32 protein-coding genes and 1 tRNA gene are annotated in these 26559 nt (G+C 54.8%); 9 read left to right on the plus strand and 24 right to left on the minus strand.

Translation table 11 applies throughout. The annotated features are described in order from the left end of the window. Nucleotides 1-127: 127 nt before the first annotated feature. Complete coding sequence (locus SERS4_RS0121980) at nucleotides 128-748, plus strand: TIGR04211 family SH3 domain-containing protein (RefSeq protein WP_012146991.1); 621 nt, start codon at nucleotides 128-130, stop codon at nucleotides 746-748. Between the two features lie 123 nt (nucleotides 749-871). Further along, nucleotides 872-2116, plus strand: a complete 1245-nt coding sequence (locus tag SERS4_RS0121985) for a multifunctional CCA addition/repair protein (RefSeq protein ID WP_017894059.1) — start codon at nucleotides 872-874, stop codon at nucleotides 2114-2116. Nucleotides 2117-2155: 39 nt separating this feature from the next. On the opposite strand, the gene bacA is transcribed toward SERS4_RS0121985, so the two are convergent. Together bacA and folB are read right to left on the minus strand one after the other, a co-directional pair. Continuing rightward, nucleotides 2156-2980, minus strand: a complete 825-nt coding sequence (gene bacA / locus SERS4_RS0121990; protein ID WP_012146993.1) for an undecaprenyl-diphosphate phosphatase — start codon at nucleotides 2978-2980, stop codon at nucleotides 2156-2158. Nucleotides 2981-3111: 131 nt separating this feature from the next. Further along, nucleotides 3112-3471, minus strand: coding sequence for a bifunctional dihydroneopterin aldolase/7,8-dihydroneopterin epimerase (gene folB / locus SERS4_RS0121995; RefSeq protein ID WP_006320572.1), 360 nt, complete (start codon nucleotides 3469-3471; stop codon nucleotides 3112-3114). Between the two features lie 107 nt (nucleotides 3472-3578). On the opposite strand from folB, the gene plsY reads away from it, so the two are divergent. After that, nucleotides 3579-4217 (plus strand): glycerol-3-phosphate 1-O-acyltransferase PlsY, encoded by a 639-nt coding sequence (gene plsY, locus SERS4_RS0122000; protein WP_017894060.1) that lies wholly within the window; start codon nucleotides 3579-3581, stop codon nucleotides 4215-4217. 34 nt (nucleotides 4218-4251) lie between these two features. Here the strand turns inward: plsY and tsaD are convergent, their stop codons facing one another. Further along, nucleotides 4252-5265 (minus strand): tRNA (adenosine(37)-N6)-threonylcarbamoyltransferase complex transferase subunit TsaD, encoded by a 1014-nt coding sequence (gene tsaD / locus SERS4_RS0122005; protein WP_017894061.1) that lies wholly within the window; start codon nucleotides 5263-5265, stop codon nucleotides 4252-4254. Nucleotides 5266-5589: 324 nt separating this feature from the next. On the opposite strand from tsaD, the gene rpsU reads away from it, so the two are divergent. The 4 genes from rpsU to SERS4_RS26595 all read left to right on the plus strand — a co-directional run bounded on the left by rpsU (nucleotide 5590) and on the right by SERS4_RS26595 (nucleotide 10065). Then, complete coding sequence (gene rpsU, locus SERS4_RS0122015; protein WP_001144069.1) at nucleotides 5590-5805, plus strand: 30S ribosomal protein S21; 216 nt, start codon at nucleotides 5590-5592, stop codon at nucleotides 5803-5805. A 136-nt stretch (nucleotides 5806-5941) separates the two neighbouring features. Further along, entirely contained in the window at nucleotides 5942-7690 is a 1749-nt protein-coding gene (gene dnaG / locus SERS4_RS0122020; RefSeq protein ID WP_012146996.1) for a DNA primase, read from the plus strand. A gap of 158 nt (nucleotides 7691-7848) precedes the next feature. Further along, the gene (gene rpoD, locus SERS4_RS0122025; RefSeq protein WP_017894063.1) at nucleotides 7849-9684 is read left to right on the plus strand and encodes an RNA polymerase sigma factor RpoD; all 1836 of its coding nucleotides are present in this window, start codon (nucleotides 7849-7851) and stop codon (nucleotides 9682-9684) included. 225 nt (nucleotides 9685-9909) lie between these two features. Next, nucleotides 9910-10065 (plus strand): DUF1508 domain-containing protein, encoded by a 156-nt coding sequence (locus SERS4_RS26595; RefSeq protein WP_017894064.1) that lies wholly within the window; start codon nucleotides 9910-9912, stop codon nucleotides 10063-10065. 118 nt (nucleotides 10066-10183) lie between these two features. Here SERS4_RS26595 and mug read toward each other — a convergent pair whose 3' ends face one another. Then, complete coding sequence (gene mug / locus SERS4_RS0122035) at nucleotides 10184-10672, minus strand: G/U mismatch-specific DNA glycosylase (protein WP_012146998.1); 489 nt, start codon at nucleotides 10670-10672, stop codon at nucleotides 10184-10186. A 147-nt stretch (nucleotides 10673-10819) separates the two neighbouring features. Between mug and SERS4_RS0122040 the strand changes: the two genes are divergently transcribed. Next, nucleotides 10820-10896 (plus strand) — tRNA-Ile (locus SERS4_RS0122040). A 203-nt stretch (nucleotides 10897-11099) separates the two neighbouring features. Here the strand turns inward: SERS4_RS0122040 and SERS4_RS26600 are convergent. The 14 genes from SERS4_RS26600 to SERS4_RS0122105 form a co-directional block, all read right to left on the minus strand. After that, nucleotides 11100-11330 carry a DNA-binding transcriptional regulator gene (locus tag SERS4_RS26600; RefSeq protein WP_017894065.1) on the minus strand — a complete coding sequence of 77 codons (231 nt, stop codon included), beginning with the start codon at nucleotides 11328-11330 and terminating at the stop codon, nucleotides 11100-11102. An 83-nt stretch (nucleotides 11331-11413) separates the two neighbouring features. After that, complete coding sequence (locus tag SERS4_RS0122045; RefSeq protein WP_017894066.1) at nucleotides 11414-12574, minus strand: phage late control D family protein; 1161 nt, start codon at nucleotides 12572-12574, stop codon at nucleotides 11414-11416. After that, nucleotides 12571-13056 (minus strand): phage tail protein, encoded by a 486-nt coding sequence (locus SERS4_RS0122050; protein ID WP_017894067.1) that lies wholly within the window; start codon nucleotides 13054-13056, stop codon nucleotides 12571-12573. The genes SERS4_RS0122045 and SERS4_RS0122050 overlap by 4 nt, the downstream gene beginning before the upstream one ends. Before the next feature lie 4 nt (nucleotides 13057-13060). After that, nucleotides 13061-15838 (minus strand): phage tail tape measure protein, encoded by a 2778-nt coding sequence (locus SERS4_RS0122055; RefSeq protein ID WP_017894068.1) that lies wholly within the window; start codon nucleotides 15836-15838, stop codon nucleotides 13061-13063. Further along, nucleotides 15831-15953: a GpE family phage tail protein gene (locus SERS4_RS0122060; protein ID WP_026142543.1), complete on the minus strand. Its 123-nt coding sequence runs from the start codon at nucleotides 15951-15953 to the stop codon at nucleotides 15831-15833. Before SERS4_RS0122060 ends, SERS4_RS0122055 begins: the two co-directional genes overlap by 8 nt. A 32-nt stretch (nucleotides 15954-15985) precedes the next feature. Continuing rightward, a complete protein-coding gene (locus SERS4_RS0122065; RefSeq protein ID WP_017894070.1) occupies nucleotides 15986-16267 on the minus strand; it encodes a phage tail assembly protein in 282 nt (93 codons plus the stop codon). 55 nt (nucleotides 16268-16322) lie between these two features. Then, complete coding sequence (locus SERS4_RS0122070) at nucleotides 16323-16832, minus strand: phage major tail tube protein (RefSeq protein WP_017894071.1); 510 nt, start codon at nucleotides 16830-16832, stop codon at nucleotides 16323-16325. Between the two features lie 14 nt (nucleotides 16833-16846). Further along, complete coding sequence (locus SERS4_RS0122075) at nucleotides 16847-18016, minus strand: phage tail sheath protein (RefSeq protein WP_017894072.1); 1170 nt, start codon at nucleotides 18014-18016, stop codon at nucleotides 16847-16849. 284 nt (nucleotides 18017-18300) lie between these two features. Further along, nucleotides 18301-18729, minus strand: a complete 429-nt coding sequence (locus SERS4_RS0122080; protein WP_017894073.1) for a tail fiber assembly protein — start codon at nucleotides 18727-18729, stop codon at nucleotides 18301-18303. Next, nucleotides 18729-21104, minus strand: coding sequence for a phage tail protein (locus SERS4_RS25980; RefSeq protein WP_017894074.1), 2376 nt, complete (start codon nucleotides 21102-21104; stop codon nucleotides 18729-18731). The genes SERS4_RS0122080 and SERS4_RS25980 overlap by 1 nt, the downstream gene beginning before the upstream one ends. A 9-nt stretch (nucleotides 21105-21113) precedes the next feature. Next, complete coding sequence (locus tag SERS4_RS0122090; RefSeq protein ID WP_017894075.1) at nucleotides 21114-21641, minus strand: phage tail protein I; 528 nt, start codon at nucleotides 21639-21641, stop codon at nucleotides 21114-21116. Further along, on the minus strand, nucleotides 21634-22542 hold the full coding sequence (locus SERS4_RS0122095) for a baseplate J/gp47 family protein (protein ID WP_017894076.1): 909 nt from the start codon (nucleotides 22540-22542) through the stop codon (nucleotides 21634-21636). Before SERS4_RS0122095 ends, SERS4_RS0122090 begins: the two co-directional genes overlap by 8 nt. A 3-nt stretch (nucleotides 22543-22545) precedes the next feature. Further along, on the minus strand, nucleotides 22546-22896 hold the full coding sequence (locus SERS4_RS0122100) for a GPW/gp25 family protein (protein ID WP_017894077.1): 351 nt from the start codon (nucleotides 22894-22896) through the stop codon (nucleotides 22546-22548). Next, nucleotides 22893-23525: a phage baseplate assembly protein V gene (locus SERS4_RS0122105; RefSeq protein ID WP_017894078.1), complete on the minus strand. Its 633-nt coding sequence runs from the start codon at nucleotides 23523-23525 to the stop codon at nucleotides 22893-22895. The genes SERS4_RS0122100 and SERS4_RS0122105 overlap by 4 nt, the downstream gene beginning before the upstream one ends. Nucleotides 23526-23638: 113 nt before the next feature. Between SERS4_RS0122105 and SERS4_RS0122110 the strand changes: the two genes are divergently transcribed. Next, nucleotides 23639-24400 carry a hypothetical protein gene (locus tag SERS4_RS0122110; protein WP_156816666.1) on the plus strand — a complete coding sequence of 254 codons (762 nt, stop codon included), beginning with the start codon at nucleotides 23639-23641 and terminating at the stop codon, nucleotides 24398-24400. Between the two features lie 22 nt (nucleotides 24401-24422). Here the strand turns inward: SERS4_RS0122110 and SERS4_RS0122115 are convergent, their stop codons facing one another. Genes SERS4_RS0122115 through SERS4_RS0122135 form a run of 6 tightly spaced genes read right to left on the minus strand, consistent with a single transcriptional unit; the run spans nucleotide 24423 to nucleotide 26558 of the window. Then, entirely contained in the window at nucleotides 24423-24869 is a 447-nt protein-coding gene (locus SERS4_RS0122115; RefSeq protein ID WP_017894080.1) for a phage virion morphogenesis protein, read from the minus strand. Next, nucleotides 24856-25332, minus strand: a complete 477-nt coding sequence (locus SERS4_RS0122120) for a phage tail protein (RefSeq protein ID WP_017894081.1) — start codon at nucleotides 25330-25332, stop codon at nucleotides 24856-24858. The genes SERS4_RS0122115 and SERS4_RS0122120 overlap by 14 nt, the downstream gene beginning before the upstream one ends. Beyond that, complete coding sequence (gene lysC / locus SERS4_RS27250) at nucleotides 25304-25537, minus strand: Rz1-like lysis system protein LysC (protein ID WP_253275402.1); 234 nt, start codon at nucleotides 25535-25537, stop codon at nucleotides 25304-25306. Before lysC ends, SERS4_RS0122120 begins: the two co-directional genes overlap by 29 nt. Then, complete coding sequence (gene lysB / locus SERS4_RS27365) at nucleotides 25428-25856, minus strand: Rz-like lysis system protein LysB (protein ID WP_026142544.1); 429 nt, start codon at nucleotides 25854-25856, stop codon at nucleotides 25428-25430. Before lysB ends, lysC begins: the two co-directional genes overlap by 110 nt. Beyond that, a complete protein-coding gene (locus SERS4_RS0122130) occupies nucleotides 25853-26365 on the minus strand; it encodes a lysozyme (RefSeq protein WP_017894083.1) in 513 nt (170 codons plus the stop codon). Before SERS4_RS0122130 ends, lysB begins: the two co-directional genes overlap by 4 nt. After that, nucleotides 26349-26558: an HP1 family phage holin gene (locus tag SERS4_RS0122135; protein WP_017894084.1), complete on the minus strand. Its 210-nt coding sequence runs from the start codon at nucleotides 26556-26558 to the stop codon at nucleotides 26349-26351. The genes SERS4_RS0122130 and SERS4_RS0122135 overlap by 17 nt, the downstream gene beginning before the upstream one ends. Nucleotide 26559: the final 1 nt, after the last annotated feature.

The following is a 26559-nucleotide window of genomic DNA, read 5'->3' on the forward strand; positions in this document are numbered from 1 at the left end:
TATAAAACGCTGCGCAACTCACAGAATCTGCCACAGTAAGATAGTTCTCATTCCGGTTTTAGCGTTGCGTCGTCAGACTGAACGCTCTACTATCGTTCCCATAAATTCACACAGAAACGATGAACTAATGCAGAAATTACGCCTGATTTGCCTTGCCGTGCTGAGCTTCAGCATCACTTGGGGCGCCCATGCCGAAGATAAACGCTATATCTCCGATGAATTGAATACTTACGTCCACAGCGGCCCGGGTAATCAGTACCGTATTGTCGGCACCTTGAACGCCGGTGAAGAAGTAACCCTGTTGAGCGTAAACGACAGCACCAACTATGGCCAGATCCGCGATGCCAAGGGCCGCAACACCTGGATCCCGTTGGATCAGCTTAGCCAGACCCCAAGCCTGCGCACTCAGGTGCCCGCGCTGGAGCAGCAGGTCAAAACCCTGACCGATAAACTGGCCAATATCGACAACAGCTGGAACCAGCGTACCGCTGAAATGCAGCAGAAAGTGGCCGGCAGCGACAGCACCATCAGCGGCCTGCAGCAGGAAAACCAGGATCTGAAAAACCAGCTGGTAGTGGCGCAGAAAAAGGTTAACGCGGTTAACCTGCAGCTCGACGACAAACAGCGCACCATTATCCTGCAGTGGTTTATGTACGGCGGCGGCGTGGCCGGCGTAGGCCTGCTGTTGGGCCTGCTGTTACCACACCTGATCCCGCGTCGTAAAAGCAACAACCGCTGGATGAACTGATTAAAGTATCGTTCGGTTTGAGATTGGGCGCCTGCGGGGCGCCCTTTTTATTGGTTTCGGCAGCGCCCCGCTAATTGAGGTAATCTGGTCAACAGAGCCTTAGAATAAATTCAGGAGTTAACAGTGAAGACTTACCTGGTCGGCGGTGCCGTCCGCGACAGCTTGCTTGAAATACCGGTAGTCGACCGCGACTGGGTGGTGGTAGGTGCTGCGCCTTCCGAGCTGACAGCCCTGGGCTATCAACAGGTCGGTAAAGACTTCCCGGTGTTTCTCAACCCCAAGACACATGAAGAATATGCGTTGGCGCGCACCGAGCGGAAATCCGGCCAGGGCTATACCGGTTTTACCTGCTATGCCGCGCCGGACGTAACGCTGGAAGAAGATTTGCAACGGCGCGATTTAACCATCAACGCCATTGCCCGCAGCACCGACGGTGAGTTGATCGACCCTTTCAACGGCGTGGCCGACCTGCAAGCGCGAGTGCTGCGCCACGTGTCCGATGCCTTTGGTGAAGATCCGTTGCGTGTACTGCGCGTGGCGCGTTTCGCCGCCCGCTTCGCCCATTTGGGTTTTAGCATCGCGCCGGAAACCGCCGGGTTGATGCGTCAGATGGCACGCAGTGGTGAACTGGCCGCGCTGACGGCCGAGCGGGTATGGAAAGAAACCGAGAAGGCGCTGCAAAGCCAGAGCCCACAGGTCTATTTTCAGGTACTGCGTGACTGCGAGGCGCTGGGCGTGCTGTTCCCGGAGATCGACGCGCTGTTCGGCGTACCGGCCCCCGCCAAATGGCACCCGGAGATCGACACCGGCATTCATACCCTGATGACGCTGGCTATCGCTGCCCAGCTCAGCACTGAAGTGGACGTACGCTTCTCCGCACTCTGTCACGACCTCGGCAAGGGGCAGACGCCAAAAGAGCTCTGGCCACATCACCACGGTCATGGACCGGCGGGCGTTCTGTTGGTCGAAGCACTGTGCCGGCGGCTGCGAGTCCCCAATCCGGTGCGCGATCTGGCCAAGCTGGTTGCCGAATATCACGATCTGATCCATACGGTAAACAAGCTGCGCCCTGAGACCTTGCTGAAACTGTTTGATGCGGTCGATGTTTGGCGCAAACCGCAGCGGCTGGAACAGATGATCCTCACCAGCGAAGCCGACGCCCGCGGCCGTACCGGCTTTGAAAACAACCCTTATCCGCAGGGCGACTATCTGCGCCAGGCGTTTCAGGTGGCGAATGCGGTATCGGTCAAAGAGGTGGTGGCCAGCGGCCTGCAAGGGCTGGCTGTCCGCGACGAGCTGAAACGCCGCCGCCAACAAGCTCTGGCCGAGTGGAAACAAACTCAGGATATCCCTCTCGATCAGGCATAAAAAAACCCCGCAGCGCGGGGTTTCTTATTGCCGCTCGGCTTACATGAAGACCATGTAAACCACGCCGGCCACGATAAAGCGATAGATGGCAAACGGCACAAACGAGATGCGTTTGATCAGCGTCAGGAAGGTCTTGATCGCGATCAGTGCTACCACGAAGGCCGTGGCAAAACCGACTGCAAACATCGGTAAATCGCCCATCGTCAGGAAATGCAAACTCTTGTACAAATCCAGCCCACTGGCACCAATCATCATCGGCACCGCCAGAATGAATGAGAACTCCGCAGCCGCGTAACGATTCACGCCCACCAGCATGCCACCGGCAATGGTGGAACCTGAGCGGGAGAAGCCCGGCCACAGTGCCAGACATTGGAAGCAACCAATCATAAACGCCTGGCGGTAGGTGATGTCATCAAGCCCTTCAGCACTCGGCTTTTTCGGCTTCAACCATTCCGCTGCCAGCAGCAGGAAACCACCCACTACCAGCGCATACATCACGTTTTTCGGTGCAAACAGCGACTTGATAACGTCATGGAACAGCAGCCCCAGCACTACCGCCGGGATCATCGCCAGCAGAATATGGCCCAGTTTCAAATGGCCCGTCGTTTTGCCTTCATGCTCAACCGGCTTACCACCGAAATGAATGCCGATCAGCCCGAACAGGCGACGCCAGAACATCACCACCACCGCCAGAATCGACCCCAGCTGGATGATCACCTCAAAGGTTTTGGCCTTATCGCCGGTAAAACCCAGCCACTCGCCGACAATAATCATGTGCCCGGTTGAAGACACCGGTAAGAATTCAGTTAACCCTTCGACCACCCCAAGAACAAACGCAATAAACAGTGAATGCATGTCCGCCATGTGCTTCGATCACCCTATAAATTTACGGCTATAAACATAAAAAAGCGGCAGTGTTCAATACATTGCCGCTAAAACAATTCTCAGGTTCAGACCAATTTAATGACCTTTAGTTGCACAAGTATGACAGAACCTCACACCGGCCGGGTGCCACGTTCAATGATCACCCCAACCCGGCTGGCATGTGCAACAGCGCCCGGTTTGCTGACCTTAATACGGACCCACGGGGAATTGAAGCGCTGGAGTAATATTTCAGATATTTCCTCTGCAACCCGCTCCACCAAAGCAAAGCGATTGGGCTCCACGTGCTGGATGATGGCTTCACTGATATCGGCGTAGCTCAGGCAGTCATTCACATCGTCACTGGCGGCCGCCTGGCGATTGTCCCAGCCCATTTCGATATCGAACACCAGCTTCTGGCGAATGTTTTGTTCCCAGTCATAAACGCCAATGGTAGTAATTACGGTAAGCTCTTCTATAAATACGATATCCATCACGTCATTCTCTGTTTTTGGCCTTGCCGGATACCACTTCCAGCGGAATATGGGTATTATCCATATATGTTGCGAGTAAAACGACCCTTATTAAACGGAACCGCGTTATGAGTGCTACCGCGCTTGGCATGATTATCTTCGCGTATCTGTGTGGCTCAATTTCCAGTGCGATCCTGGTTTGCCGGATCGCCAGGCTGCCCGATCCGCGTGAAAATGGCTCAGGGAATCCAGGAGCGACCAACGTCCTGCGTATCGGCGGGCGCGTAGCTGCGGCGGCGGTGCTGGTATTCGATATTCTCAAAGGGATGCTGCCGGTCTGGCTGGCATACAAACTTGATGTCCCGCCGCTGTATCTGGGCCTGACGGCGATCGCGGCCTGTCTGGGACATATCTACCCGGTATTCTTCCACTTCCGCGGCGGTAAGGGCGTGGCAACCGCGTTTGGTGCCATAGCACCGATCGGCTGGGATCTTACCGGCCTGATGACCGGCACCTGGCTGCTGACCGTGCTGCTCAGCGGCTATTCTTCGCTGGGTGCGATTATCAGCGCGCTGATTGCTCCGTTCTACGTCTGGTGGTTCAAACCGCAGTTCACCTTCCCGGTAGCGATGCTGTCGTGCCTGATCCTGATGCGGCACCACGACAATATTCAGCGCCTGTGGCGTGGTCAGGAAGGGAAAATCTGGAGTGTCTTCCGCAAGAAGAAAACCGACGCGGTAGAGCAGGAAGAAAAAAAAGAAGAGTAATCAAAAAGGCCGGAGCTCTCCGGCCTTCAACTATTTATACTGCAGACAATTCAGCCAGCGGCCAACGCGGTCGCACCGAAACGCTCAGTTCCGGATTGGCACCGCTCTGCAACCGTACCAGACCCGCATAAGCGATCATTGCGCCGTTATCCGTGCAGAATTCCGGACGGGCATAGAACACCTCACCGCCGCGTTTGTGCAGCATCTCCGCCATTTTGGTGCGTAGCGTGCGGTTGGCACTGACGCCGCCGGCCATAACCAGCCGTTTGAAACCGGTTTGCTCCAGCGCACGTTTGCATTTGATCGCCAACGTATCCACTACCGCATCTTCAAACGCCCGGGCAATGTCCGCACGCGTCTGATCGTCATTACCGTTGGAACGAATGGTGTTGGCGGCAAAGGTCTTCAACCCGGAGAAACTGAAATCCAGCCCCGGCCGATCGGTCATTGGCCGTGGGAAGGTGAAACGGCCTGCGGCACCCTGCTGCGCCATTTTCGACAGCATTGGCCCGCCGGGATAGTCCAGCCCCAACAGCTTGGCCGTTTTGTCGAAGGCTTCACCCGCCGCATCGTCGACCGATTCGCCCAGCAGTTGGTATTGACCAATGCCGGTCACGCTGATCAACTGGGTATGGCCGCCGGAAACCAGCAGCGCGACAAACGGGAACGCCGGTGGATTATCTTCCAGCATCGGTGCCAGCAGGTGGCCTTCCATGTGATGCACCGGTACTGCCGGCACGCCCCAGGCAAACGCCAGCGCACGACCAATGGTCGCGCCGACCAGCAGCGCCCCCACCAGGCCCGGCCCGGCAGTATAGGCAACGCCGTCGATATCGGCCGCGCTCAGGTTCGCTTCCTTCAATGCCGCCTGAATCAAGGGCACGGTTTTACGCACATGATCGCGGGAAGCCAGTTCCGGCACCACACCGCCGTAGTCGGCGTGCAGCTTCACCTGGCTGTACAATTGATTCGCTAATAAACCGGCCTGATCGTCATACACTGCAATTCCGGTTTCATCGCAGGAGGTTTCTATACCCAGTACTCGCATTACATTTCCCATCATTCACGTGCGGCCGCCAGTTTAGCACAAACAGGCCGGTTTACCGCCAGTGCGGCGCATCTTGTCGGCCCCCCTGGGCTATGTTGATGATTCCAGCCATAAATGCCGTTTGATTAAAAACGAGCATTTTTTTCTGATTAGTCTATAATCAGCGCCCGATGCAAAATTGCGCATGTTTTACCAGGGTGGCCGCAGGTTCAATTTGCTGTGGTGCTTTACAAAGCAGCATCCGTTGAAGTAAAATTCCGCACCATTTTGAAATTGCTGGCGCTTGGCCAGCAGCAAACCGAATTTTATTGAGGTGAGAGGCACATGCCTGTAATTAAAGTACGTGAAAACGAGCCATTTGACGTTGCTCTGCGTCGTTTCAAACGCTCTTGCGAAAAAGCGGGCGTTTTGGCTGAAGTTCGTCGTCGTGAGTTCTATGAAAAACCGACTACCGAACGTAAGCGCGCTAAAGCTTCTGCTGTGAAACGTCACGCGAAGAAACTGGCTCGCGAAAACGCACGCCGCACTCGTCTGTATTAATTCTTCGGGGGCAACCCCGCCGCGTGAATTTCTGATTTTAAAAATCGCGCAGACCGAGTAGTTGCATACGAAGGCCGTGCTTTCCGAAAGGAATGCGCGGCTTGTTCTCGTTTATAGGCTAGTAAAGTAAGGGCTTATGGCTGGACGAATTCCGCGTGTATTTATCAATGACTTGCTGGCTCGCACCGACATCGTCGATCTGATCGACGCCCGGGTAAAGCTCAAGAAGCAGGGCAAGAACTATCACGCGTGCTGTCCGTTCCACCACGAAAAAACGCCTTCATTTACCGTTAATGGTGAAAAGCAGTTTTATCACTGTTTTGGTTGTGGTGCGCACGGTAACGCCGTCGACTTTCTGATGAATTACGACCGACTTGAGTTTGTCGAAACCATCGAAGAGCTGGCAACCATGCACGGACTGGAAGTGCCTTACGAGGCAGGTTCCGGACCGACCCAAATCGAACGTCATCAGCGCCAAAGCCTGTATCAACTGATGGAACAGCTCAGTTCGTTCTATCAACAGTCACTGCATCAACCTTCCGGTGCACCGGCGCGTAATTATCTGCAACAGCGCGGGTTGAGTGACGATGTTATCCGCCATTTTGCCATCGGCTTTGCACCTGCCGGTTGGGATAATGCCTTAAAGCGTTTTGGTCGCGACGCCGACAGCCGTAGTGCATTGAACGATGCCGGCATGCTGGTGACTAACGATCAAGGACGCTCGTACGATCGTTTCCGTGAACGCGTAATGTTCCCTATTCGCGACAAGCGTGGGCGAGTGATCGCCTTTGGCGGACGCGTGTTGGGTGACGGCATGCCGAAATACCTGAACTCGCCGGAAACTGAAGTATTCCACAAGGGTCGTCAACTGTACGGCCTGTATGAAGCGCAGCAGAACCACCCTACCCCGCAGCGCTTGCTGGTAGTGGAAGGCTATATGGACGTGGTGGCGTTGGCGCAATACGGCATTGATTATGCCGTCGCCTCGCTCGGAACCTCAACGACGGCTGAACATATTCAGCTGCTGTTCCGCGCCACCGACAACGTGGTCTGTTGCTATGACGGTGACCGGGCCGGTCGTGAAGCGGCCTGGCGCGCACTGGAAACCGCGCTGCCCTATCTCAATGACGGGCGTCAGCTGCGGTTTATGTTTTTGCCTGATGGCGAAGACCCGGACACATTAGTACGCAAAGAAGGCAAAGAGGCCTTCGAACAACGGATGGAGCTGGCGCAGCCGCTTTCCACTTTCCTGTTCGAAACCCTGATGCCACAGGTTGATCTGAGCAGCCCGGACGGCCGCGCCAAGCTGAGCACGCTGGCGCTACCGCTGATTACTCAGGTGCCGGGCGAAACGTTGCGCTTGTACCTGCGTCAACAGCTCGGCAGCAAGCTTGGCCTGCTCGATGACAGCCAGCTAGACAAGCTGATGCCCAAACAGGCTGAAAATGCGAATACCTATCAGGCGCCCCAGCTAAAACGCACAACCATGCGTATACTAATAGGGTTACTGGTACAAAATCCGCAGTTGGCTACACTTATCCCTTCACTCGAGGGATTGGAGCAGACCAAACAGGCCGGTTTACCGCTGTTTGTCGAGTTGGTGCAGACCTGTTTAGCTCAGCCAGGCCTGACTACCGGCCAGTTGTTGGAGCAGTATCGCGACAACAAATTGAGCCAGCAGCTTGAAACCCTGGCGACATGGAACCATATGATCGTTGAGGAAAGGGTCGAACAGACCTTTTTGGACACCTTGGCCAGCCTATATGACTCGGTACTGGAGCAACGGCTGGAGACATTGATCGCCCAGGCCAGAACACATGGCCTCAGCCCGGAAGAACGTGAAGAAGTCCGTTCTCTTAACCAAGTGCTAGCGAAGAAAAACTGAATACCTAAACGGCTTAAGTGCCGATAAATGCGAGGGCAGAGCCCTGCAATATGCCGCCACAGTGGGCCGCGGCAACAACAAAAACGCCCCAAATGCTATTGTTGGCGGTTTCGCCGACCGACACCAACCCCAATACTCTGAAGTGTGGATACCGTCTTATGGAGCAAAACCCGCAGTCACAGCTAAAGCTACTTGTCACCCGTGGTAAGGAGCAAGGCTATCTGACCTATGCTGAGGTCAATGACCATCTGCCGGAAGATATCGTCGACTCCGACCAGATCGAAGACATCATCCAGATGATTAACGACATGGGCATCCAGGTGCTGGAAGAAGCACCGGACGCCGATGACCTGATGCTGGCCGAGAACACCACCGACACCGATGATGATGCGGCGGAAGCGGCTGCTCAAGTGTTGTCCAGCGTTGAGTCTGAAATTGGCCGTACCACCGACCCGGTGCGCATGTACATGCGTGAAATGGGGACCGTTGAACTGCTGACGCGCGAAGGCGAAATCGACATCGCCAAGCGCATTGAAGACGGCATCAACCAGGTTCAGTGCTCGGTTGCCGAGTACCCGGAAGCCATTACCTATTTGCTGGAGCAGTACGATCGCGTCGAAGCAGGCGAAGCTCGCCTGTCCGATCTGATCACCGGCTTCGTCGATCCTAACGCGGAAGAAGACATCGCTCCTACCGCAACGCACGTCGGTTCTGAGCTGTCGACCGAAGAGCAGAAAGATGACGAAGAAGAAGACGACGAAGACGAAGAAGAAGATGACAACAGCATCGATCCAGAGCTGGCTCGTCAGAAATTCGCCGATCTGCGCGATCAGTATGAAGCGACTCGTGTAGTCATCAAAAAGAACGGCCGCAGCCACGCCAGCGCAGCAGAAGAAATTCTGAAGCTGTCTGAAGTGTTCAAGCAGTTCCGCCTGGTGCCAAAACAGTTCGACTTCCTGGTCAACAGCATGCGCATCATGATGGACCGCGTTCGTACTCAAGAACGTATCATCATGAAGCTGTGCGTTGAGCAGTGCAAAATGCCGAAGAAAAACTTCGTTACCCTGTTCTCCAGCAACGAAACCAGTGATACCTGGTTCGCAGCAGCGCTGGCAATGGCCAAGCCATGGTCAGAAAAGCTCAAAGACGTCGCGGATGACGTGCAGCGCAGCCTGCAGAAACTGCGTCAGATCGAAGAAGAGACCGGCCTGACCATCGAGCAGGTGAAGGACATTAACCGTCGCATGTCTATCGGTGAAGCGAAAGCCCGCCGTGCGAAGAAAGAGATGGTTGAAGCCAACTTGCGTCTGGTTATTTCTATCGCCAAGAAATACACCAACCGTGGTCTGCAGTTCCTGGATCTGATCCAGGAAGGCAACATCGGTTTGATGAAAGCGGTAGACAAGTTTGAATACCGTCGTGGTTATAAGTTCTCAACTTACGCCACCTGGTGGATCCGTCAGGCTATCACCCGCTCTATCGCCGACCAGGCGCGTACCATCCGTATTCCGGTGCATATGATTGAGACCATCAACAAACTCAACCGTATTTCGCGCCAGATGCTGCAAGAGATGGGCCGCGAACCGACGCCGGAAGAGCTGGCTGAACGCATGCTGATGCCGGAAGACAAAATCCGCAAAGTGCTGAAGATCGCCAAAGAGCCGATCTCTATGGAAACGCCGATCGGTGATGATGAAGATTCACACCTGGGCGATTTCATCGAGGATACCACCCTCGAGCTGCCGCTGGATTCTGCTACTTCGGAGAGCCTGCGCTCTGCCACGCACGACGTTCTGGCCGGCCTGACCGCCCGTGAAGCGAAAGTGCTGCGTATGCGTTTCGGTATCGATATGAACACCGACCACACGCTGGAAGAAGTGGGCAAACAGTTCGACGTTACCCGTGAGCGTATTCGTCAGATCGAAGCCAAAGCGCTGCGTAAACTGCGTCACCCAAGCCGTTCCGAAGTGCTGCGTAGCTTCCTGGACGACTAAGGTTTGGTTCGGTTGATCGAACTTTAAGCTTCGACAATAAACGGCTTCTTTAACAGGAAGCCGTTTTTTTTATGCCTCAAAACACCAGTAACCACACAATAAAAAAGGTCTTGAGCGGCGGTCAAAAAAACACCATATTAATAGTGTTTTACGGTTTCCGTTAAAACACGAGGTAATTGTCTTAAGAACATTACTGAGAGATATCAAATAAAAGGAATGATTTTGATGAATGATAAATGGGAGTTTTATCAAGACAATCGCAATGAATGGCGTTGGCGCCGTACTGCACCTAACGGTAAGATTGTCGGCGCATCTACGGAGGGTTATAAGAACCGTTCCGATTGCATTGCCAATGCCAAACGTAACGGTTATCCAGGGTAGTCGCTGCTCTATTAGTTTGGTTTGAATTAAGTCAGTATAAGCTGCTCGCGGCAAAAGCCGGGGCAGCTCTTTGACAGTCTCCACAGCCTTATTATCGATCTCATGCCCGCAATAAAAATTATTTCAGAGCCAGGAACAACTCGCGGTAGCTCTCCGTAAGCTGCTCCAGCGTGGCACGGTTCAATCCGCTGGGGTTAGGCAATACCCAAACCTCCGTTTTGCCGATCGTCATCTCCTGACGGCCCCAGGCCGCATTTTTCACCCCAAAGGCACTGCTGAACGCCTGCTTGCCCAAAATCGCCAGCGCACGCGGCTGGTAACGCAGGATCTTTTCCTTTAACGCCTCACCGCCGCTGAGCAATTCGTCACGCGTCACCTCACTGGCCGCCACCGTGGGCCGTGCTACCAGCGCGGTGATGCCACAACCGGTATCCTGCAGCTGTTGCCACTGCTCCGGCGCTAACTGAGTATCGGTAAAACCGGCCTGATGCACTACCTTCCAGAAGCGGTTACTGCCGTTAGCGAAAGGGTAGCCTTGGTGAGCCGAGGACAGGCCAGGGTTGATGCCGCAAAACACGACCCGCAGGTTGGGTGCCAGGAGTTCCATAAGGTTCGGGAGTCCATTAAAGGGATTTACAGCGGTTATCGCAAAATCCGCCAGTAATTACAACAGGCTAGAACTGCGCATAAAAGCAACATACAGATGGTTAACAGTAGACCTGCGCCGGAGGATTACCGTATAATCTCGCCGCTTGGCCCCTTAGCTCAGTTGGTTAGAGCACGCGACTCATAATCGCTTGGTCACTGGTTCAAGTCCAGTAGGGGCCACCAAATTTTAGCTGATATAACAGCACATTAAGCCACTTCACACGAAGTGGCTTTTTTGTTTCTACTGTACAGTGTCGCAAAAGTGTCGCTCTGTTTTTTTTGAGTGCTACTCATACCCGACGAACCCCGGCACAAGATAGTTGCTTGGCCAATGTAAACATGCCAACAAAAAACCCGCATTACGCGGGTTTGTCTCTCTATGCTGGTTACATCCACATAACCTGTTGCTGCCCTGACACATTTGTACCAACTGGATGCGGCGGTACTGCCCTTACCTGCCCCGGCGTCATGATCGCACTGTCGTAGCTCTCCATTGTTTTAAACGTGTGGCCGCAGTTGATATTTTGGCATTGGTGATAACGTTCTTTCGTGTGCTGACTTAGGTAACGGCTGGTGCGAGCATGGGCCGCCATCTGGCAAAGTGGGCAATGAAACATGATTAGTTCCTCATCAATGGATCTTGCCGCGATAATACGCGCTGTGATCTGGATTTAAATTAGCTTTAATCTAATTTACAAATTCACAAAGCGAAGTCACTCACCTCATAAGTCACATCGGAAAGCAAAACCTCAAACTCTAACGCCGTCGTAAAGCCGCTATCGCTCAGGCTGTGCGTGGCTTTGCTCACTATCCAAGCCTGTGCGTCAATCACTTCCTTAAACCCGCTGACGCGTACTGGCGTTTCCGGGGTGATGTTAGCGCGGCCCATAGCGAGCGACAGTGAGAACTCAGCCGCTCCGCGCTGCAGCTTTTCCCATTTGGCTTGCGCGGCCCGCATGGCGGCGGCCTTATTCGCGTAGACCTTGGGGATCACAAACACGTTATCCTCGGCCCCCACCAGATATTCCCCTTTCTTTTCCTCCACCTGTTTACCCGTTTTTTTACTGGCGGCCGGCTTGGCTTTAGGATGCTGCAGCGCCCGTAAATGTTGCTCTTTCGGCTTACGCTGCAGTTTCACTTTCTGCGGTTTTGGCTGTTTGGTATTGAGCCAGCTCGCTGTTACCCCGGTATAAGCGTCCCGATCGGCAATACTAAAGCTGTGCTGATCGCCATCTTGCCGGGTGATAGTAAACATCGGCAGCGGCTTGCCGCTCACAGTAGTGCCGTTGCCCGGTCGCATAAACAGCAGACTGCCGTTCTTCACCACGGCCACCGCCCCATTGAGGGAAGCTAACCGGGTAAGAAATGCCGCATCCGTCTCTTGAGTCTGGTCGATGTGGCTCACCTTGATAACCCCCAGACCGGCGGCAATGGTGGCCTTAAGCTTATTGCGGGCCGCCACCTTCTGCACGATATGGCTCAGCGTAGTGTCATGGTAGGACTCATCGCGGCGGGTATTCAGCGACCCACGAAAATCCGCACTCCGGGCGCGAATAGTCAGCGTGTCCGGCGTGCCCCGGTGCTCTACCTCATCCACGGTAAATAGCCCCTTTGGCGTCAGTGCCTCCCCCTTCCAGCCGAGTGACAACGCAAGCACCGCATTGCGCTGCGGCATCGCCATCAGGCCGTCGCTGTCGTCCAGCTCAATATCAAGCTGATCGGCCTCAAAGCCCCGGTTATCCGTCAGCGATAAGGAAATAAGCCGTTTGCGGATGTTTTGCGTGATGTCTTTTTCCTGCAGAGATAAAGAGAAGTCCGGGGCAATCAACGCCCCGGCAGGCATAGCAACACCCGTGATCATGATAATAATCCTCCCATTGCACCGGCGGCCTGCCCGGCCATAGCGCCCGCTTTGTCGTACAGTTCCCCGGCTTGCTGGCGCAGATCGCCAAACATCGCAGACAAAGACTCATCCACCCGTTTTAAATCGAGTGTGAACTCGGTACGGCGCGGGCTGCCGTCGGCGAAAAAGTCCGAGTGGCTCTCTGATATAGACTCGATCACAAACATGCCGTAAATCGTACCGCTGCCCTCAATCAGCGGCCACGCCCGCCCCTGCTCCGCCATCAATTGCAACGTTAACAACGAAAAGCGGCCGCCGGTGATCTCCGGCAGCAACACGCCGGACAGGGTAATAGTTTCATCATCCAGCCCCAAAAACTGCGCCGCCGGACGCTGGCCTACACGCGCATTGCTCGGCCAACGGTAATCCGCCGTGCGGTTCAGGGACTGATAAGGCAGCGTTTGCAGCATAAAAACAAACAGCCCCAGCGTTAACATCATGTCGTTACCCTCCGTAATTCATGCGGCTGCGTGCGGCGGCCGCGTGTTTGCGCTGCTCGGCAGCAAGCTGGCGAGACACTTCGCGGGCAATGGCCTGCGCATCCTGTCCCGGTGCGACATGTACCTGAATAGTGATAGGTGCCGGGGCCATCTGCACCGGCGCGGCTGGCGGTGCTGATGCCATCACCGGCGTCGACAACGACAGCATGGCAGCCGATAGCGCCGTTGTTTTCCGGCGACCGGTGACATTAACCGGGCCGCTGACCACTTCCGGGCCGCGTTCGCCCACGATGCCAAACTGACCACGGGGAATGTTGCCGCCTTTGTCAAAAGCTCCCGCATAGCCCGGCCCCGGTGCCAATTCCGGCGCAGGCCGATTGTAAGAAATGGCCGGGTTAATTTCCGTCTTATCACCGCCAAACTTCATCCAGTCCGGCAACATATCGGTAAGGCCGCTAAACTTGTCTTTCAGTGCCTGCCAGCGTTCGGTAATGCCATCAATGATGCCGTTAATCATGTTCATCCCGGCTTCCTTAAACTTACCCGGCAAGGCCTTAGCCGACCCCACAAGGTCGTCCCATTGCCCACCCAGCCACGTTTTAAGGCCCTCCCACGCCGCCTTTGTTGACTGTTTTACACGTTCCCATGCTGCCGACGTCGCCGTGGTGATGCCATCCCATGCACCCAGGGTGGCACTCTTGACTGTCTCCCAGATGGCTTGGAATTTTGGCCCCAGCGTTTCCCAGTTCTGCCAGATGTAAATCGCCCCCATGGCCACCAAGCTGATCACGGCCAGAATCGGGTTAGCCATCATGATGCGGCCCAACCACATCACCGCCGTGCCTACAAAACGCAGACTTTTGACCAGACCGGCAAATGACACGCGCCCGACGATGGACATCAATCTGAGCATGCCACTGCCCATCGTCAACAGGGAACGGCCCACCGCGCCGCCGGTAAACTTCATTACGGTGCCAAGCCCACGCGCAGCGGTGGTTATGCCCTTAAACGAAAACTTGGCGGCAATCCCGCTCAGTTTAAAAAACCCTTTGGTTAGGCCGAGTGTGGGCCCCATCAATAGACTAAGAGCGGTGATCACCGGCCCGGCCAAAAAGCCCACAATAGCCAAGCCGCCAATCACCGCCGTAATGCCCAACGCCAGCTTAAACAGCGTGCCGGACAGCTCCGGGTTTTCCTTCGCCCACTGCCCGGCCACACCGAGCCATTTTGTGGCGCTTTGCGTGAGCTTACGTAACCCGGAATCCTGCTTATCAAAGACCTCAATCTGAATATCCTCAAAAGCCGAGGAAAGGTTTTTTAAGTCGCCGTCGAGGTTATCCGTTTTCGTCTTGGCGATATGCTCTGTCGCCCCCTTGGAATCCGTCACCGTCTGCTTTTTCGCATCCAGCTTGCCGTTGCCTGCCGCCGCAATCAGCTTGATTGCGCCTTTCATCGCCTCTTCGCCGAAAATGACTTTCAGGTATTCAGCCTGCTGCGCGGTGCCGAGCTTGTTCTTTTTAAACGAGCCGTCGATTTTCTTCAGGATGCCTTCGATCGGCAGCATGTTGCCTTTGCCGTCTTTGGTTTTCACCCCCAGTTCTGACAGCGCATCCTGCGCCTGCCCGACCGGCGCTTGCAGCCGGGTGAACATGGCACTTGTCGCCGTCCCGGCCATACTGCCCTTGATGCCGTTATCGGCCAGAACGCCCAGCAGTGCGGTAGTGTCCTCAATACTGGCCCCGGCCGCCTCCGCAATTGGGGCGACGTACTTCATCGCCTCGCCAAAATCCATCAGGTTGCTGTTTGAGCTGGTAAAGCCCTTGGTCATCACATCCGCAACGCGCTGGATCTCGTCTATCGGCATGTTAAACGCCGATTGCATATTGGTGATGATGTCCGCCGCGTCGGCAATATCCAGATCGGAGGCCAACGCCAAATTCACCGTGGATTCGGTCGATTTCAGAATGGCATCACCGTTAAAGCCGGATTTCGCCAATACTGATTGCGTGCGGGCGACGTCCGTCGGTGAAAATGCCGTTGTGGCCCCGATGTCCCGCGCCTGCTGGCGAATAGCCGTCAGTTGTTTGTCGTTTTTCGCCAGCCCTAAGGTGGCCTGCGTGTCTGACATCTGCTTATCGAATTGCACACCCGGTGCCATAAAGCGGCTTTCGGCATACAACCCGGCGGTAGCGACACCCAGCCCGACGGCACTTTGATTGCGAACGGTGGCACCCAATGCTTTACCGGCCTGCGCACGCTGCTGAATACGGCTCAGTGACTCCTGCTTTTTACTCAACCGTCCCAGCTCAGCACGCTGACGGTTTAGCGCTGCTGTGGCCTCACTGGCGCTGGCTTTTAACCGGCGTTGCTCGGCGCTCAGCTTCTTGGTGGCGATACCGTCAGCGTTGAGCGCATTGCGCTGGCGTTGCACCGACTGGCGCAAGCCATTGTATTTTGTTTGCAGCTCGGCAGCGGCGCGTTTGGAGGCTGCCAGCAATCGCGCCTGCTGTGCAGTGGGTTTTTCCGTGGCCTTGAACTGGACAGCCAGCGCGGCCGCTTCCGCCTTGGCGGTTTTCAGCGCCTGCCCGGTGACAGCAAGCTGCGCCTGCTGCTTACGAAAACCTTCAATCCGGGCGGCTTGTGCGTCCAGTGCTTTGAGGGTTTGTTGTGTGGTTTTAATGTCACCGGCCAGCGTTTTGCTTGCCTGTTGGATACTCTTTAGCGGGCGGGTGGCTTGGTCTACGGCTTTCAGCAAGACCTGAAGCTGCAGGCTTTTACTCATCGTGATTCACTCCGCTGCGTTGTAAGGCTTTATGACGCCAGTTCAACAGCTCCGTGAGCGTCATACCGGCCATTTCAGACGGCGGCCAGTGGAATATCACCGCAATGTCCGCCATCAGATCATCAACGCCCAGCCGGGCGTCAATTTCTACTCCGCCGACTTCGGCGACAAAAAACCGACAACCTGCCCGGCCAGCGCCACCAAGTCCGACAGTTCCAACCGGGCACATTCTTCTTTGGTCAGGCTCGGGAACGTGACACGCGGCAGGATCACCAGCAGCGCATCAACGTCCGCATTCGCTACGGCTGCCAGACCGACGCCGCGCAGTGCGCCTGCCGTGGGCTTAATTACCTGCACTTCGGTAATGGTGGTTTCACCACGGGTGATCGGGGTATCGAGGGTGATGACGTTTTCTTTAGCTTCGTTCATGGTAGTTTTTCTCTCTTGAATCAGGGAACGGCCAGCCCGGCGGGCTGGCGCAGGTTTACAGGCCGATGGCCTTACGGTGTTCAGCCAGACGATCAACGCCGTCGACCTTTTCGACCATGTTCACGGTGTCAACTTCGATCAGCTCTTTGCCATCCACGGTCAGCTTGAAATAGGTGCATTCGGTAGATACCTTGGTTTCGGTGTCCTCGCCTTGCTTGTATTCGCCAAAGTCGAGTTCTTTGTGGCGGCCACGCATGACCACCTCCACGGCGGATACTTCGCCGGTGTCATCACGCTGGAAGGAACCGGCAAAACGCAGCGGTACGGCATCAACTGCGCCCCATTGTTTCAGCACCAGTTCATCAATGCCGCCCATCGCCCACTCAACGGCCAGCGCGTCATCGTCCAGCCCCATATCGACAGGGGCCGCGCCATTCATCCCGCCGCCCCGGTATTTCTCCAGCTTGCGGGTGAGCTTGGGCAGCGTCAGCGATGACACAATGCCCATGTAGTTAAAACCGTCGTTGAACAGGTTCAGGTATTTCAGTTTTTTCGGCAGAGCCATAATTCATCCTCTCCTTAACGGTTCACGGACGCGGCGAACGTCGCCAGATAGCGATCAGTGATACGCTGGCGCAGGGTTAAATCTTCCAGCGGCGGCACTGGCGTATAGTCGTAATCGATAAACAGCTTGCCTGCTTTCAGGGTTTCTTTGTCGTTGGCGCTGGCGTCATACCAACAGTCACCATCGATAATCAGCCCGGCGGATTTCAGTTCGCGGAATTTGGCTTTGATGCCGTCAATCATGTCGCGGACAAGCGTTGGCGTGACCGGGCGGTCTACCGCCCACAGATGCGCTTCGGCCATGGTGTCCGCCAGCACCTGCGCGGTGCGGGTGTAGTTTTCGAACTGGAACAGTGGATCGTCAGAACAGGTGCGGGAACCCCAGAATTTAAAGCCGTCTTTGCGGATCAGGGTGGTGACGCAGGCTTGGTTTAACAGGTCAGCATCGGTGCCGGGTGCTTGCAAGTCCCAGAACACGCTGGCCGTGATACCGCTTACCCCATTAACGCCGACATTAGACAGGGTTTTGTGCCAGCCGGTTTCCGTGTCGATTTTGGCACGCAGGCCCAGCGCACGGGCGGTGGCGTAGGCAATATCGCTTTTGTTGGTGGTAGTGTTCCAACTGACAAAATCCGGCCAGACAATCATCAGCTCACGCTGGCTGAAATTGGCGCGGTACTTAATCGCATCCTGCACCGTTTTGCAGCCGTAGGCGCTGACATAGCCGAATGCACGCAACTGCTGACAGATACCGGCTAATGCGGTTGCCACTTCCAGCGTGTCATGGCCCGGCACGCCGAGAATGCGCGGTTTAACACCCAACTCCGCCTGTGCTGATAACAGCGCTTTCATGCCGGTATAGCGGCCTTCTGCGTTAGCGCCGCCGATAATATTGGAGGTGGTTTCTTTGGCGTCTTTACCTTCGGCAACACGCACAACCACCGTTACCGGTTTTGACTGGTCAGCGATAGCCAGCAGCGCCGCTGCCAGCGTGCCTTTTTTACCGGCTTTGCCGGAAGCGGCTAACACGTCGGTAATCAGTACCGGGGTATTTAACGGGAATGCTGCCGCGTCGGCATCCTCCGCCGTGCAGACCATGCCGACGATAGCCGTCGAAACGGTGGAAATAACGCGGGTGCCGTCGTTGATTTCGACAACACGCACGCCGTGATGATAGTCAGCCATATAAGCTTGCTCCGTGGTGAGTAGGTGCAAACATGATGCCGCGCGGCACGGCAGGCCGCACGCGGAGGATGATGGAAGGCAGACCAGACAACAGGCCGCGCCTGTTGAGGGAATATAAGGAGGCTTACCGATCGTTTTCGCCGATCAATAACGTTGCATTGATCTACACAACCAATTGGACGGAATTTAGCCGGGCGGGGTATGGTCAATAAACAAGACGCGGCAACATCAGGGAAAGCCGCAAAGCACGAAGCCCGCATATCATAATGATGCGGGCTTTTTTATTAGGCGTCGGGGACTGTCGGCCAGTCAATGTCCTGCGTATCCTCAGGCCGAATACGGTTGGCAAGCACCCGGCAGGTTTTCCATGCGATCAACTGCGCCTTCTCTTTCTCGGTCGCCATCCCTAATTCAACCGCATCTTGCAAAGGAGCAATTGCATTGCTGGCTTGTACTATCAGCAAACTTTTTTTCCGTGACGCTTCGCTCACCTGTTCCTGTTGGCTCAACGGTGGAGCGTCAATCCAGCACGGCAGGCCATCGCTATCCGCCGCCCGGATTTTTCCCGCAGGGGATTGCCCGCGGTATTTTTCCCAATGCTCTACAGACACTGGTTTAACATCATCAGGCCAGTTGTTATTTGTTTCGTAGGCTTCTTTATCTTCCAACACATAGAAAATATTGGTTTTCGCACTGTATCCGTAATTCATCATTAAACCCCAACCGCCCACCAAAATGCGATGCGTTCATTTCCATTCATACCAGAGTCAAATCCTCCCGGCCCCACGTTTAGCGCTTCCATGTTTGCGGATGAGTCCCCCCAATGACCCGCCAATGTTAATTGAACCCCGAAACAGTCCTGTGTAAACCCACGTGGAAAATTAACGCGGTTTAGATAGTTATCGCCGCGATTGATAACACCCCCCTGATGGATATACCCGGTTAACTCGTCTTTATACCACCAGGCATTTCTATTGCCGGAAATGTGACTACGATTGTTAAATGAATTCCAGTCAACACGGCCATTTAAATGATCGCTTAGCCAGTTGCTAAGATATCCGCCCCATGCAGTCCCATTAATATTCCCATCGGTTTGATAAGTCGTGTTCCCTACCTTCAGGTTGCCTGCAACGTTGGCATTTCGATCAACCCATAAATCCTCGCCAATCGAAACACCTTTATCAGAACGGAAACTGCTAAGTGTTTTCAGCTCACCACCGACAGACACATTGTGACCGAAATTTACATGCCCGCCTTTCACATCAATAGAAAACGGGCGCAATCCGTTAAATGTGCCGTACTGGTTTTTCGCATTCGTCACCATTAAATACAGGCTTTTGCCATCATTACGCCAGAACGTGCCGTAATCACCACCGATTAATCGATAATTATCGGTTGATGTTGATTGAATTTCAGCGGAGGTTTTTACTATTCCGGTCAATTGACCGCCGGACTTCATTAAATAACGTCCGTCCGCCTCTGATTTATTCCAGGCGTTAACGTCCGCCGCCAACAGATTGACATCACCGGATAGCGGCTTGCCGTTGACCTTGTACGATCGCAGGGCATATTTCTGCGCGGCTTGTGCATCCGTTAACGCTCCCACATCGGCAGCCGTTGGTTTATTACTGGTGTGATAGAGCTTTACAAAATCAGAGTATTTTTTAGCATCCGCTGACCGTAACCAAAAATTATTCGTCGCTTTTTCAGATAATAATTGAATCCCACGATGCTCAGTCGCGCTCAAATTTACCAACGTCGAATAAGGCTGCGCGGGATAACCACTGATATTTTTATCATCAAATTCCAACGTTGATAGGCTGATCCCCTGCTTCCAGAGCGCGGGGACGTCGGTAGCCGCTCGCAATGGTTGCGTAGGTAGCACCGTTGCGCCATCAATGACAAGCGTCCCGGCCATGGTGTCGCCCGTCCGTTTCACATAACGGCCATCTGCCTCCGTTTTGTTCCATGCGTTAACGTCAGCCGCCAACAGATTAACATCACCGGACAATGGCTTGCCGTTAACCTTGATGGAGCGCAGGGCAAACTTTTGCATCGCCTGCGCATCGGTCAATGCCCCGACATCGGCCGCCGTCGGCTTGTAATCCGTGGTGTAAATCCGTGACCAGCGCACCCCATTTTCCGGCCTATTGGAATAGCCGATAAAGCCATGGCCAACACCTGACACCGCAATATAACCCGCCGACGGCGCGGCATCGCAAGGCAGGCTAATAACCCCGGCGGCAATGTTACCGCTAATGGGTGGCTTGTTTTCTGATGACACATTAACCCGGTAAATTTGCGCGATATTTGAATAAGCATCATCAAATTGCCTTCCCCCCATACCCAGCCCAAACGCACCGACGGCCATCACCTGCCCGCCCTCAACGCCGACGTTTTTCGTCGCAGCACTGCCTAACGCCAGATTGCCACGAGCGGCGGATTTGTCGGTCAGGTCGGACAGATTGGCGGACTTTTTGGCGCTGGCATCGTTAACGGCTTTAACGGCCTTCGGTGTGGCGGCTTTGGTTTCTTCCGCGCTGGTTGTCGCGCTACTCAGTTGCACCAACCCTTTAGCGGTGGTACTGGCGTTCGGGTGGTTGCGGGTTTTCTCATGGTCTTTGATGGCGTCCGCAACAAAATCTTTGGTTGCCAGTACGGTATCGCCCCCGGCAATCACGCTGATAGCGGCGGCGCTGCTAACTATCAGGATCATGCGCAGTGTCTGCGTGCGGCCGCTGCCCTCCTCCAGTTTCGGCTTGTAGCTTTCGGCCATGTTAGCAACCGCAATCAACGTGCCGAAATCATCATACAACCCCATCTCACGCAGCCAGAACCCGCCCACGCTCGCCGGGACAATCAACTCCGCCACAATATGATTTTTCAGAGCTTTATCAATGGTCAGTCCGTTAAGGAGGGCCCGGTATTTCTCATTGATCAGCTTGGTCTGTGCCGGGTTCGGGGTGGGTAAGCTGCCGTTACCGTCGCCGACGGCCATACGGGTGATTTTTAACTGGGTACCGCCTGCCGACGCGGCGGCAATTTTGGCCGCCCCGGCGGTGGTAATAATCGCTTTATACTTGCTCATAATTTCCTCTTATCCGGGGTAAACGGTGATGACATCGCCGTCCACGACGGCCGCGCCGACGTAAATCAGGCCGGGAATGTCCTGCAAAATATTGAGGCCAATCAGGTGACGGCTCAGGGGTTTGGCATCGGCGATCAGCCGCTCCATTTCTAAATACATTTCTTCCGTGATGCCGGTTTCTAATACGCCAATATCCAGCCGAAAGGTGCCGGGCGGATCGTCACCGTGAAACCATTCAGTGACGTTAATCAGGTAGCCGAGCGGCTCGACCACGCGGCGCACGGCCCCGATGGTGCCTTTATGGCGATGGATGAAAAATGCCGCTGCAACCACACCGCGCTTCACCTCTTCCGGCCATGCCTCATCCCAGCGGTCAACGGAAAACGCCCACGCCAGATAGGGCAACAAGTGCACCGGGCAGCGTGCCGGGTTCCACAGTTCGCGCAGCGGTACCGGTAAACGCTCCAGCTCAGCACAGGCCGTGGCGGCGGCCACTTCCAATGGGGAAGAACCGACCGGCAATAATCGGTTATTCATCAGCACGCCCCGGATTGATGGTGAAGCCGGTGCAATAGCCCGCCTGCGTCTTATCCAGCACGATATCGGCTGCCGGTTTGATGATGTCTACATGCTCGACACCTTCCACGGTCAACGCCGCATTCATGCTGGAACGCCGGATACTGCGCCCCAACCGGCGCACACCTTCCACGTAATTACGCAACCTTTCGTTGGCCGCCGTGAGGATCGGCGCAACCTCCGGGCCGGGATGGAGGTATAACGTGGCCTCGATGGCATAGCGGGTAATTTTGGCGGATTGCACCGTCACCCGATCAGCGACCGGGCGCACATCCTCATCGCTCAGCGCCACGCTGACGACTTGCAACAGCTCAGGGCTGGCGGTGCCGTCGCCGTCGCGTGACAACACGGTCACGGTGATACAGGCCGGGGATGGGCTAATGGCGGTCACATCGGCCACTCGTCCATCGGCAGAGCGAGCATGAAAACGGTAAGAGCCTGCCGAACCGGCGGTGCTCATGCCTTCAAAAGCATCCTGTAAGCGCAGCCGATAATCGTCGTCCGACTCCATTAGCGCCGGTGTCGGCGGGATAGTGGTTTCATCCGCCGGGATAATCACCAGACGCGGGGTGTTAAAACTCCCCCCAAACTGGTCAAGGTCTGCCCCAGTGGAATAAGCCAGCATCACCGCCTTGGCGGCATCGTTGATGCGCTGGCGTAAAATCACCTCACGATAAGCATTTTCCTGCAACAGCTTAACGATCGGCTCTGACTCCAACGCCAGTGTGCGGCTGATGGCCGCCCGTTCGGCCTCGGGATAGAGTGAAATTAGCGTAGCCTTACGTTCTGCCAACAGCGTTTCATAGTCCAACACCTCGACCACTGTCGGGGCGGGAAGCAGGCTTAAGTTAATCGTTGCCATGGTTCAGCTCACAGGAATAGACAACGACAACGCGCCGGGGGTATCGGTGCTGGTGCCAGTGATATCAATCACCATCTTGCCGTCGTAGGTGGTGTTAAAGGTGATGCCGGTCAGCTTTACGCGGGGTTCCCAAGCCAGAATCGCGCTGTAACAGGCGGCCATAATTTGCAGACGCAGCGTGTCATTCTGCGGCTGGTCGAGCAGCTCAGACAGCAACGAACCATAAGCCCGGCGCATAGGGCGTGAACCCTGCGGCGTGATCAGAATGTCGGCCACGGATTGCCGTATATGGTCGATATCCGTCAACATGCGACCGGTGTCGCGGTTCATGCCGAGGTATTTCGCGTTGTTCATGCTGGTTTATCCGTGTTGTCGCCGCCGTTCTGCACGCCACCGTGGGTATGGGTATGCACTACCACGCCGTTAGACGTGATGCTGCCGCCGCTGTGCTCAATGCTGCCGGTCATCTTCCCGCCGCTTTTCACTTCCAGCGTGCCGGTAGTCAGCTTGTTAGTGCAGATCACCTCAGGGGTATCGAGGGTGATGTTTTTTGCGGCTTTGACCATCACCACCTTGGTGCTGGCGGTGATTGACTCGGACGCCTGCACGTCAGCAGTTTTAATGCCAGTCACACTCAGCGCACCGCTGGCCGGTTCATACTCCAGCACCGCGCCATCAGGGAAAGTGATATACAGCGCATCCGCAGACGCCGACGGGGCCGGGAAGTCATCGGAAAAGATACCCGGCAGCGCAAAGGCGGTGTCCAATTCCCCCCCCAGCGCCAACACCAACACCTGTTCACCTTCGGACGGTGCCCACCACATGCGGGCACGGCCTGCCCGGCAGGTCATCCAGTGAAGCCAGTCAGTAAGGTTGCCGCCGGTATCGACACGGCAAAGACCGCGCTCAAGGTCGACGGCGTTCACGGTGCCAATGCGGATCATGTTGCGCAGCAGGCGCATGATGTTTGGTAAATTTTTCATGCTGAAAGGATGCCGCCCGACGCGGGTAACAGCAACGGAAAGGGGTTGGAAGATCTTAGGCACAACATACCATTGGATTTGCTACAATATTTTTAATTTATTAAAGGAGTAGCATGATGTTTGCAATAGATCAGATATTTCCCGATGGGATAAAATTATTAGTATCTCTTGGGTTTATTACATTAATTATTTTGCGATGTGGTGGGATATCAGTTTTATTTAGATTCTTGCTAAGAACCGCGGGACTTAGGTTTAATCGTGGCGTTCTAGGAAAGGCCGACGATGAAATGTTTTACACTCAAACATTTTCATTACTTAATGGTGTTAAAGTCGAAAACGTCCGAGATGCAAAGTTACTATCGAAAGGATTACTCACTGGGGAAATATCAAAAAAGCAATTTTACTTCGCTTCTCTTTTTGGCGTAGTAGGAAAAATAAAAAGTTCACGCTATGAAACCTGGTTTGTTGTTTTCATGGGGATAATCCTACTATCATTCGCATTTTTCCTGTTGAGCGACCTACCAAAGGTTGGGTATGTAAATTACCATGACGATAAATTATCCGTACAGATTTCCGAAAACAACATTTTGGTTCCTAATGGCTTCCTTAAAGACCACACAGTGCTAAGCGAAAGCGATTGTATAGAAATAATAAAAACCCACCCCCACGATATATATCGCTCCGCATGTGAATACATATCCCTTGACGACAAAGAAAAAAAAGCAGAGTTAATCGAAGTGATTAACTCTTGGGAACACATGAGAAATGTGTCTATCCTCGCTTTCTTATCAATAATTTTTTTCTTCACAGCCCTAACAGTCGGTTCAATAAATCATAGAGCATTAAGCAATTATCTATTTCAGTTCAGAGGGTAACTTATGCCAATTGCAATAGGCCTCATTCAGATAGATGAGCGATAATAGTTTCCTCTATATACTTAACGTCATCATATGAAAAACCCAGCAGCGGACGCGCTTCATATTTCACGGGGCCACTGTTCGGCGATGGCCGGTCACGCAGGCCATAATGGTGCACATTAGCCATGCGCTTAACGCGGCCGACAAACTCCACCACAGCCTCGTCGCCGCTGCCCTTGGCTTTCATGTAACGCGCGGTGCGCAACTTGGAGAACATCGCCCGATCGCGCAGGCGCTTTGTATTGCGCAATGGCGTTTTACGCGGGGCATAAGGGGTGCCGTCCGGTGCCTGCTGGCGCTTGATGTTTTGCTGTTGGCTGGCGCGTAAACGCTTGGACACGGCAACGGCCAACGATTTGCGGGACTGCGGCGACAACGCGGTAATCAGCCCGGCCAGATGGGCGTCAAAGGGGTTAAGCTCGTTCATTCCACTCACTCACTAATTCACCATGTACATAGAGCTGCAGCGGACGCGTGACGTTTTCCGGCAACGGCGGCTCCGGCAGGTGCTTAACGTGCAGCGCACCGCCGTCTTGCTCGTTGACCACCACACGCTCGGTTAACTGCAACGACACGCTGAAATCGTAAGAGCCGTCGTTATTAAAATCCGTGGCGAAAGTACAGCCGGTACGGCGCTTTTCTGGGGTGGCCATAATGTCCGGTTGGTTTTCTCGTAGCCACGCCTGTATCGGTACCACGATTAAATCCAGATCGCCGGTGTAATCCAGAAACAGCAGATTCAGCGTGTAGCTGTACTCATGCGACAGCGAGGTGGCAAGCGTGGCGGCAATGCTTCCACCTTGTACCCGTACCTGCAGACTTTCGGGGTTGCGCTGCAACCATTGCAGGCAGCTTGTCAGCTCAGCGCGGAGCTGTTGCGGTTTTAACATGGTGTTGTTCCTGACAGGTTTTAATGGCGTCGACCTGCACCGCGCAGGCCGCCAAGGCGTTTTCAAGCTGGCGAATGTCGGCGCTCAGGTCGCCGTTATTTTTCGGGCTGCTTGCCGGTATCTGGCACGGGTTCACCGCCTGACAGCCAACGTAGATAATTTGCGGCGCCGGTGAAGCCGGGGCGCTGGTGCAGCCTTGCAACATCAGCAGGCAAAGAAGTGTTGAACCAATCACGTAAAATTTGGTTTTCATTGAGTAATCTCTGTATTTTTTGTTCGCGGGTCAGCGCCAGCCGGTGCGCATTGTTGAGGTCATTTCTCAGGCTTTTCTCTTCCTGCGCCAGTTGGCCGGCCGCTGCCTGCAACATGCTGATCACCGTACGGGTATCGGTCAGCGCCGTCGAAATCCGGCTGTTTTCCCGTTGCACTTCATCCAACTGACCACCCAGGGCGATAACCTGCCATTTGAGCCAACCGGCGGCGGCCAGCGACAGGAACAGGAACAGCGCACCGGTGCGGTTCATTGCGCGGCCCCGGTCAGACAATGGGCCATCTCTGATACCCGGCGACGTTCCAGCCCAGCGGTTTTAACCCCGTTGACATACACCCAGCGCGGCAACTGCAGGCAGGCGCTGTGCCATTCTTTCCGCTTGATGAAACCGGCCAGTGCGGAGCCACACGCCGCCGTCACGCCGACGTTAAAGGCAAAGGATACTACCGCGTCATAAACTGGCTGCGGCATCGTGACCGGCATACAGCGACCTATGGCACGCTCTACCCGATAAATATCAGCGACCAGATTGACGGCGGCTTGACGTTCGCTAATGACCTTGCCCGGCACTACCCCGGCGGTGTGACCGATGCCGCTCGTCCACACGTTCGCGCTGCACTGGTAAGGGGAAAGCCGACAGCCTTCAAAATCGGCCAGCAACCGCAACCCGGCCTCCGAGGTGTGCAGGGTGCTGTATTGCGGCAGCAAAGCAGCCAGCACCAGCACGGCGGCCACTGTGCAACGTTTAGCGATTGAGTTCATCGTATACCCTCCGGCTAACACCTAATTTATTCAGTAACTGATAGCTTTTGCGGCGGTAGTACCAGTTAACAAGAAAGGTACCGACGCCCACGGCGGCCCCGACCATAAAGGCAATATCCTGCGGGGAATACTTGCCGATCCACGCAAGGAAAATCGCCACCGCGTAGGCTAAAAATGAGGTAATTCGCTCCATT

The organism is Serratia sp. S4, from assembly GCF_000347995.1.
Classification (GTDB): Bacteria; Pseudomonadota; Gammaproteobacteria; order Enterobacterales; family Enterobacteriaceae; genus Serratia; species Serratia quinivorans.

Coding starts and splice junctions, on each gene's coding strand:
- SERS4_RS0121980 (WP_012146991.1), top strand. CDS start 128: ATGCAGAAATTACGCCTGATTTGCCTTGCCGTGCTGAGCTTCAGCATC.
- bacA (WP_012146993.1), bottom strand. CDS start 2,980: ATGGCGGACATGCATTCACTGTTTATTGCGTTTGTTCTTGGGGTGGTC.
- folB (WP_006320572.1), bottom strand. CDS start 3,471: ATGGATATCGTATTTATAGAAGAGCTTACCGTAATTACTACCATTGGC.
- plsY (WP_017894060.1), top strand. CDS start 3,579: ATGAGTGCTACCGCGCTTGGCATGATTATCTTCGCGTATCTGTGTGGC.
- tsaD (WP_017894061.1), bottom strand. CDS start 5,265: ATGCGAGTACTGGGTATAGAAACCTCCTGCGATGAAACCGGAATTGCA.
- rpsU (WP_001144069.1), top strand. CDS start 5,590: ATGCCTGTAATTAAAGTACGTGAAAACGAGCCATTTGACGTTGCTCTG.
- dnaG (WP_012146996.1), top strand. CDS start 5,942: ATGGCTGGACGAATTCCGCGTGTATTTATCAATGACTTGCTGGCTCGC.
- rpoD (WP_017894063.1), top strand. CDS start 7,849: ATGGAGCAAAACCCGCAGTCACAGCTAAAGCTACTTGTCACCCGTGGT.
- SERS4_RS26595 (WP_017894064.1), top strand. CDS start 9,910: ATGAATGATAAATGGGAGTTTTATCAAGACAATCGCAATGAATGGCGT.
- mug (WP_012146998.1), bottom strand. CDS start 10,672: ATGGAACTCCTGGCACCCAACCTGCGGGTCGTGTTTTGCGGCATCAAC.
- SERS4_RS26600 (WP_017894065.1), bottom strand. CDS start 11,330: ATGTTTCATTGCCCACTTTGCCAGATGGCGGCCCATGCTCGCACCAGC.
- SERS4_RS0122045 (WP_017894066.1), bottom strand. CDS start 12,574: ATGATCACGGGTGTTGCTATGCCTGCCGGGGCGTTGATTGCCCCGGAC.
- SERS4_RS0122050 (WP_017894067.1), bottom strand. CDS start 13,056: ATGATGTTAACGCTGGGGCTGTTTGTTTTTATGCTGCAAACGCTGCCT.
- SERS4_RS0122055 (WP_017894068.1), bottom strand. CDS start 15,838: ATGAGTAAAAGCCTGCAGCTTCAGGTCTTGCTGAAAGCCGTAGACCAA.
- SERS4_RS0122060 (WP_026142543.1), bottom strand. CDS start 15,953: ATGGCGGACATTGCGGTGATATTCCACTGGCCGCCGTCTGAAATGGCC.
- SERS4_RS0122065 (WP_017894070.1), bottom strand. CDS start 16,267: ATGAACGAAGCTAAAGAAAACGTCATCACCCTCGATACCCCGATCACC.
- SERS4_RS0122070 (WP_017894071.1), bottom strand. CDS start 16,832: ATGGCTCTGCCGAAAAAACTGAAATACCTGAACCTGTTCAACGACGGT.
- SERS4_RS0122075 (WP_017894072.1), bottom strand. CDS start 18,016: ATGGCTGACTATCATCACGGCGTGCGTGTTGTCGAAATCAACGACGGC.
- SERS4_RS0122080 (WP_017894073.1), bottom strand. CDS start 18,729: ATGATGAATTACGGATACAGTGCGAAAACCAATATTTTCTATGTGTTG.
- SERS4_RS25980 (WP_017894074.1), bottom strand. CDS start 21,104: ATGAGCAAGTATAAAGCGATTATTACCACCGCCGGGGCGGCCAAAATT.
- SERS4_RS0122090 (WP_017894075.1), bottom strand. CDS start 21,641: ATGAATAACCGATTATTGCCGGTCGGTTCTTCCCCATTGGAAGTGGCC.
- SERS4_RS0122095 (WP_017894076.1), bottom strand. CDS start 22,542: ATGGCAACGATTAACTTAAGCCTGCTTCCCGCCCCGACAGTGGTCGAG.
- SERS4_RS0122100 (WP_017894077.1), bottom strand. CDS start 22,896: ATGAACAACGCGAAATACCTCGGCATGAACCGCGACACCGGTCGCATG.
- SERS4_RS0122105 (WP_017894078.1), bottom strand. CDS start 23,525: ATGAAAAATTTACCAAACATCATGCGCCTGCTGCGCAACATGATCCGC.
- SERS4_RS0122110 (WP_156816666.1), top strand. CDS start 23,639: ATGATGTTTGCAATAGATCAGATATTTCCCGATGGGATAAAATTATTA.
- SERS4_RS0122115 (WP_017894080.1), bottom strand. CDS start 24,869: ATGAACGAGCTTAACCCCTTTGACGCCCATCTGGCCGGGCTGATTACC.
- SERS4_RS0122120 (WP_017894081.1), bottom strand. CDS start 25,332: ATGTTAAAACCGCAACAGCTCCGCGCTGAGCTGACAAGCTGCCTGCAA.
- lysC (WP_253275402.1), bottom strand. CDS start 25,537: ATGTTGCAAGGCTGCACCAGCGCCCCGGCTTCACCGGCGCCGCAAATT.
- lysB (WP_026142544.1), bottom strand. CDS start 25,856: ATGAACCGCACCGGTGCGCTGTTCCTGTTCCTGTCGCTGGCCGCCGCC.
- SERS4_RS0122130 (WP_017894083.1), bottom strand. CDS start 26,365: ATGAACTCAATCGCTAAACGTTGCACAGTGGCCGCCGTGCTGGTGCTG.
- SERS4_RS0122135 (WP_017894084.1), bottom strand. CDS start 26,558: ATGGAGCGAATTACCTCATTTTTAGCCTACGCGGTGGCGATTTTCCTT.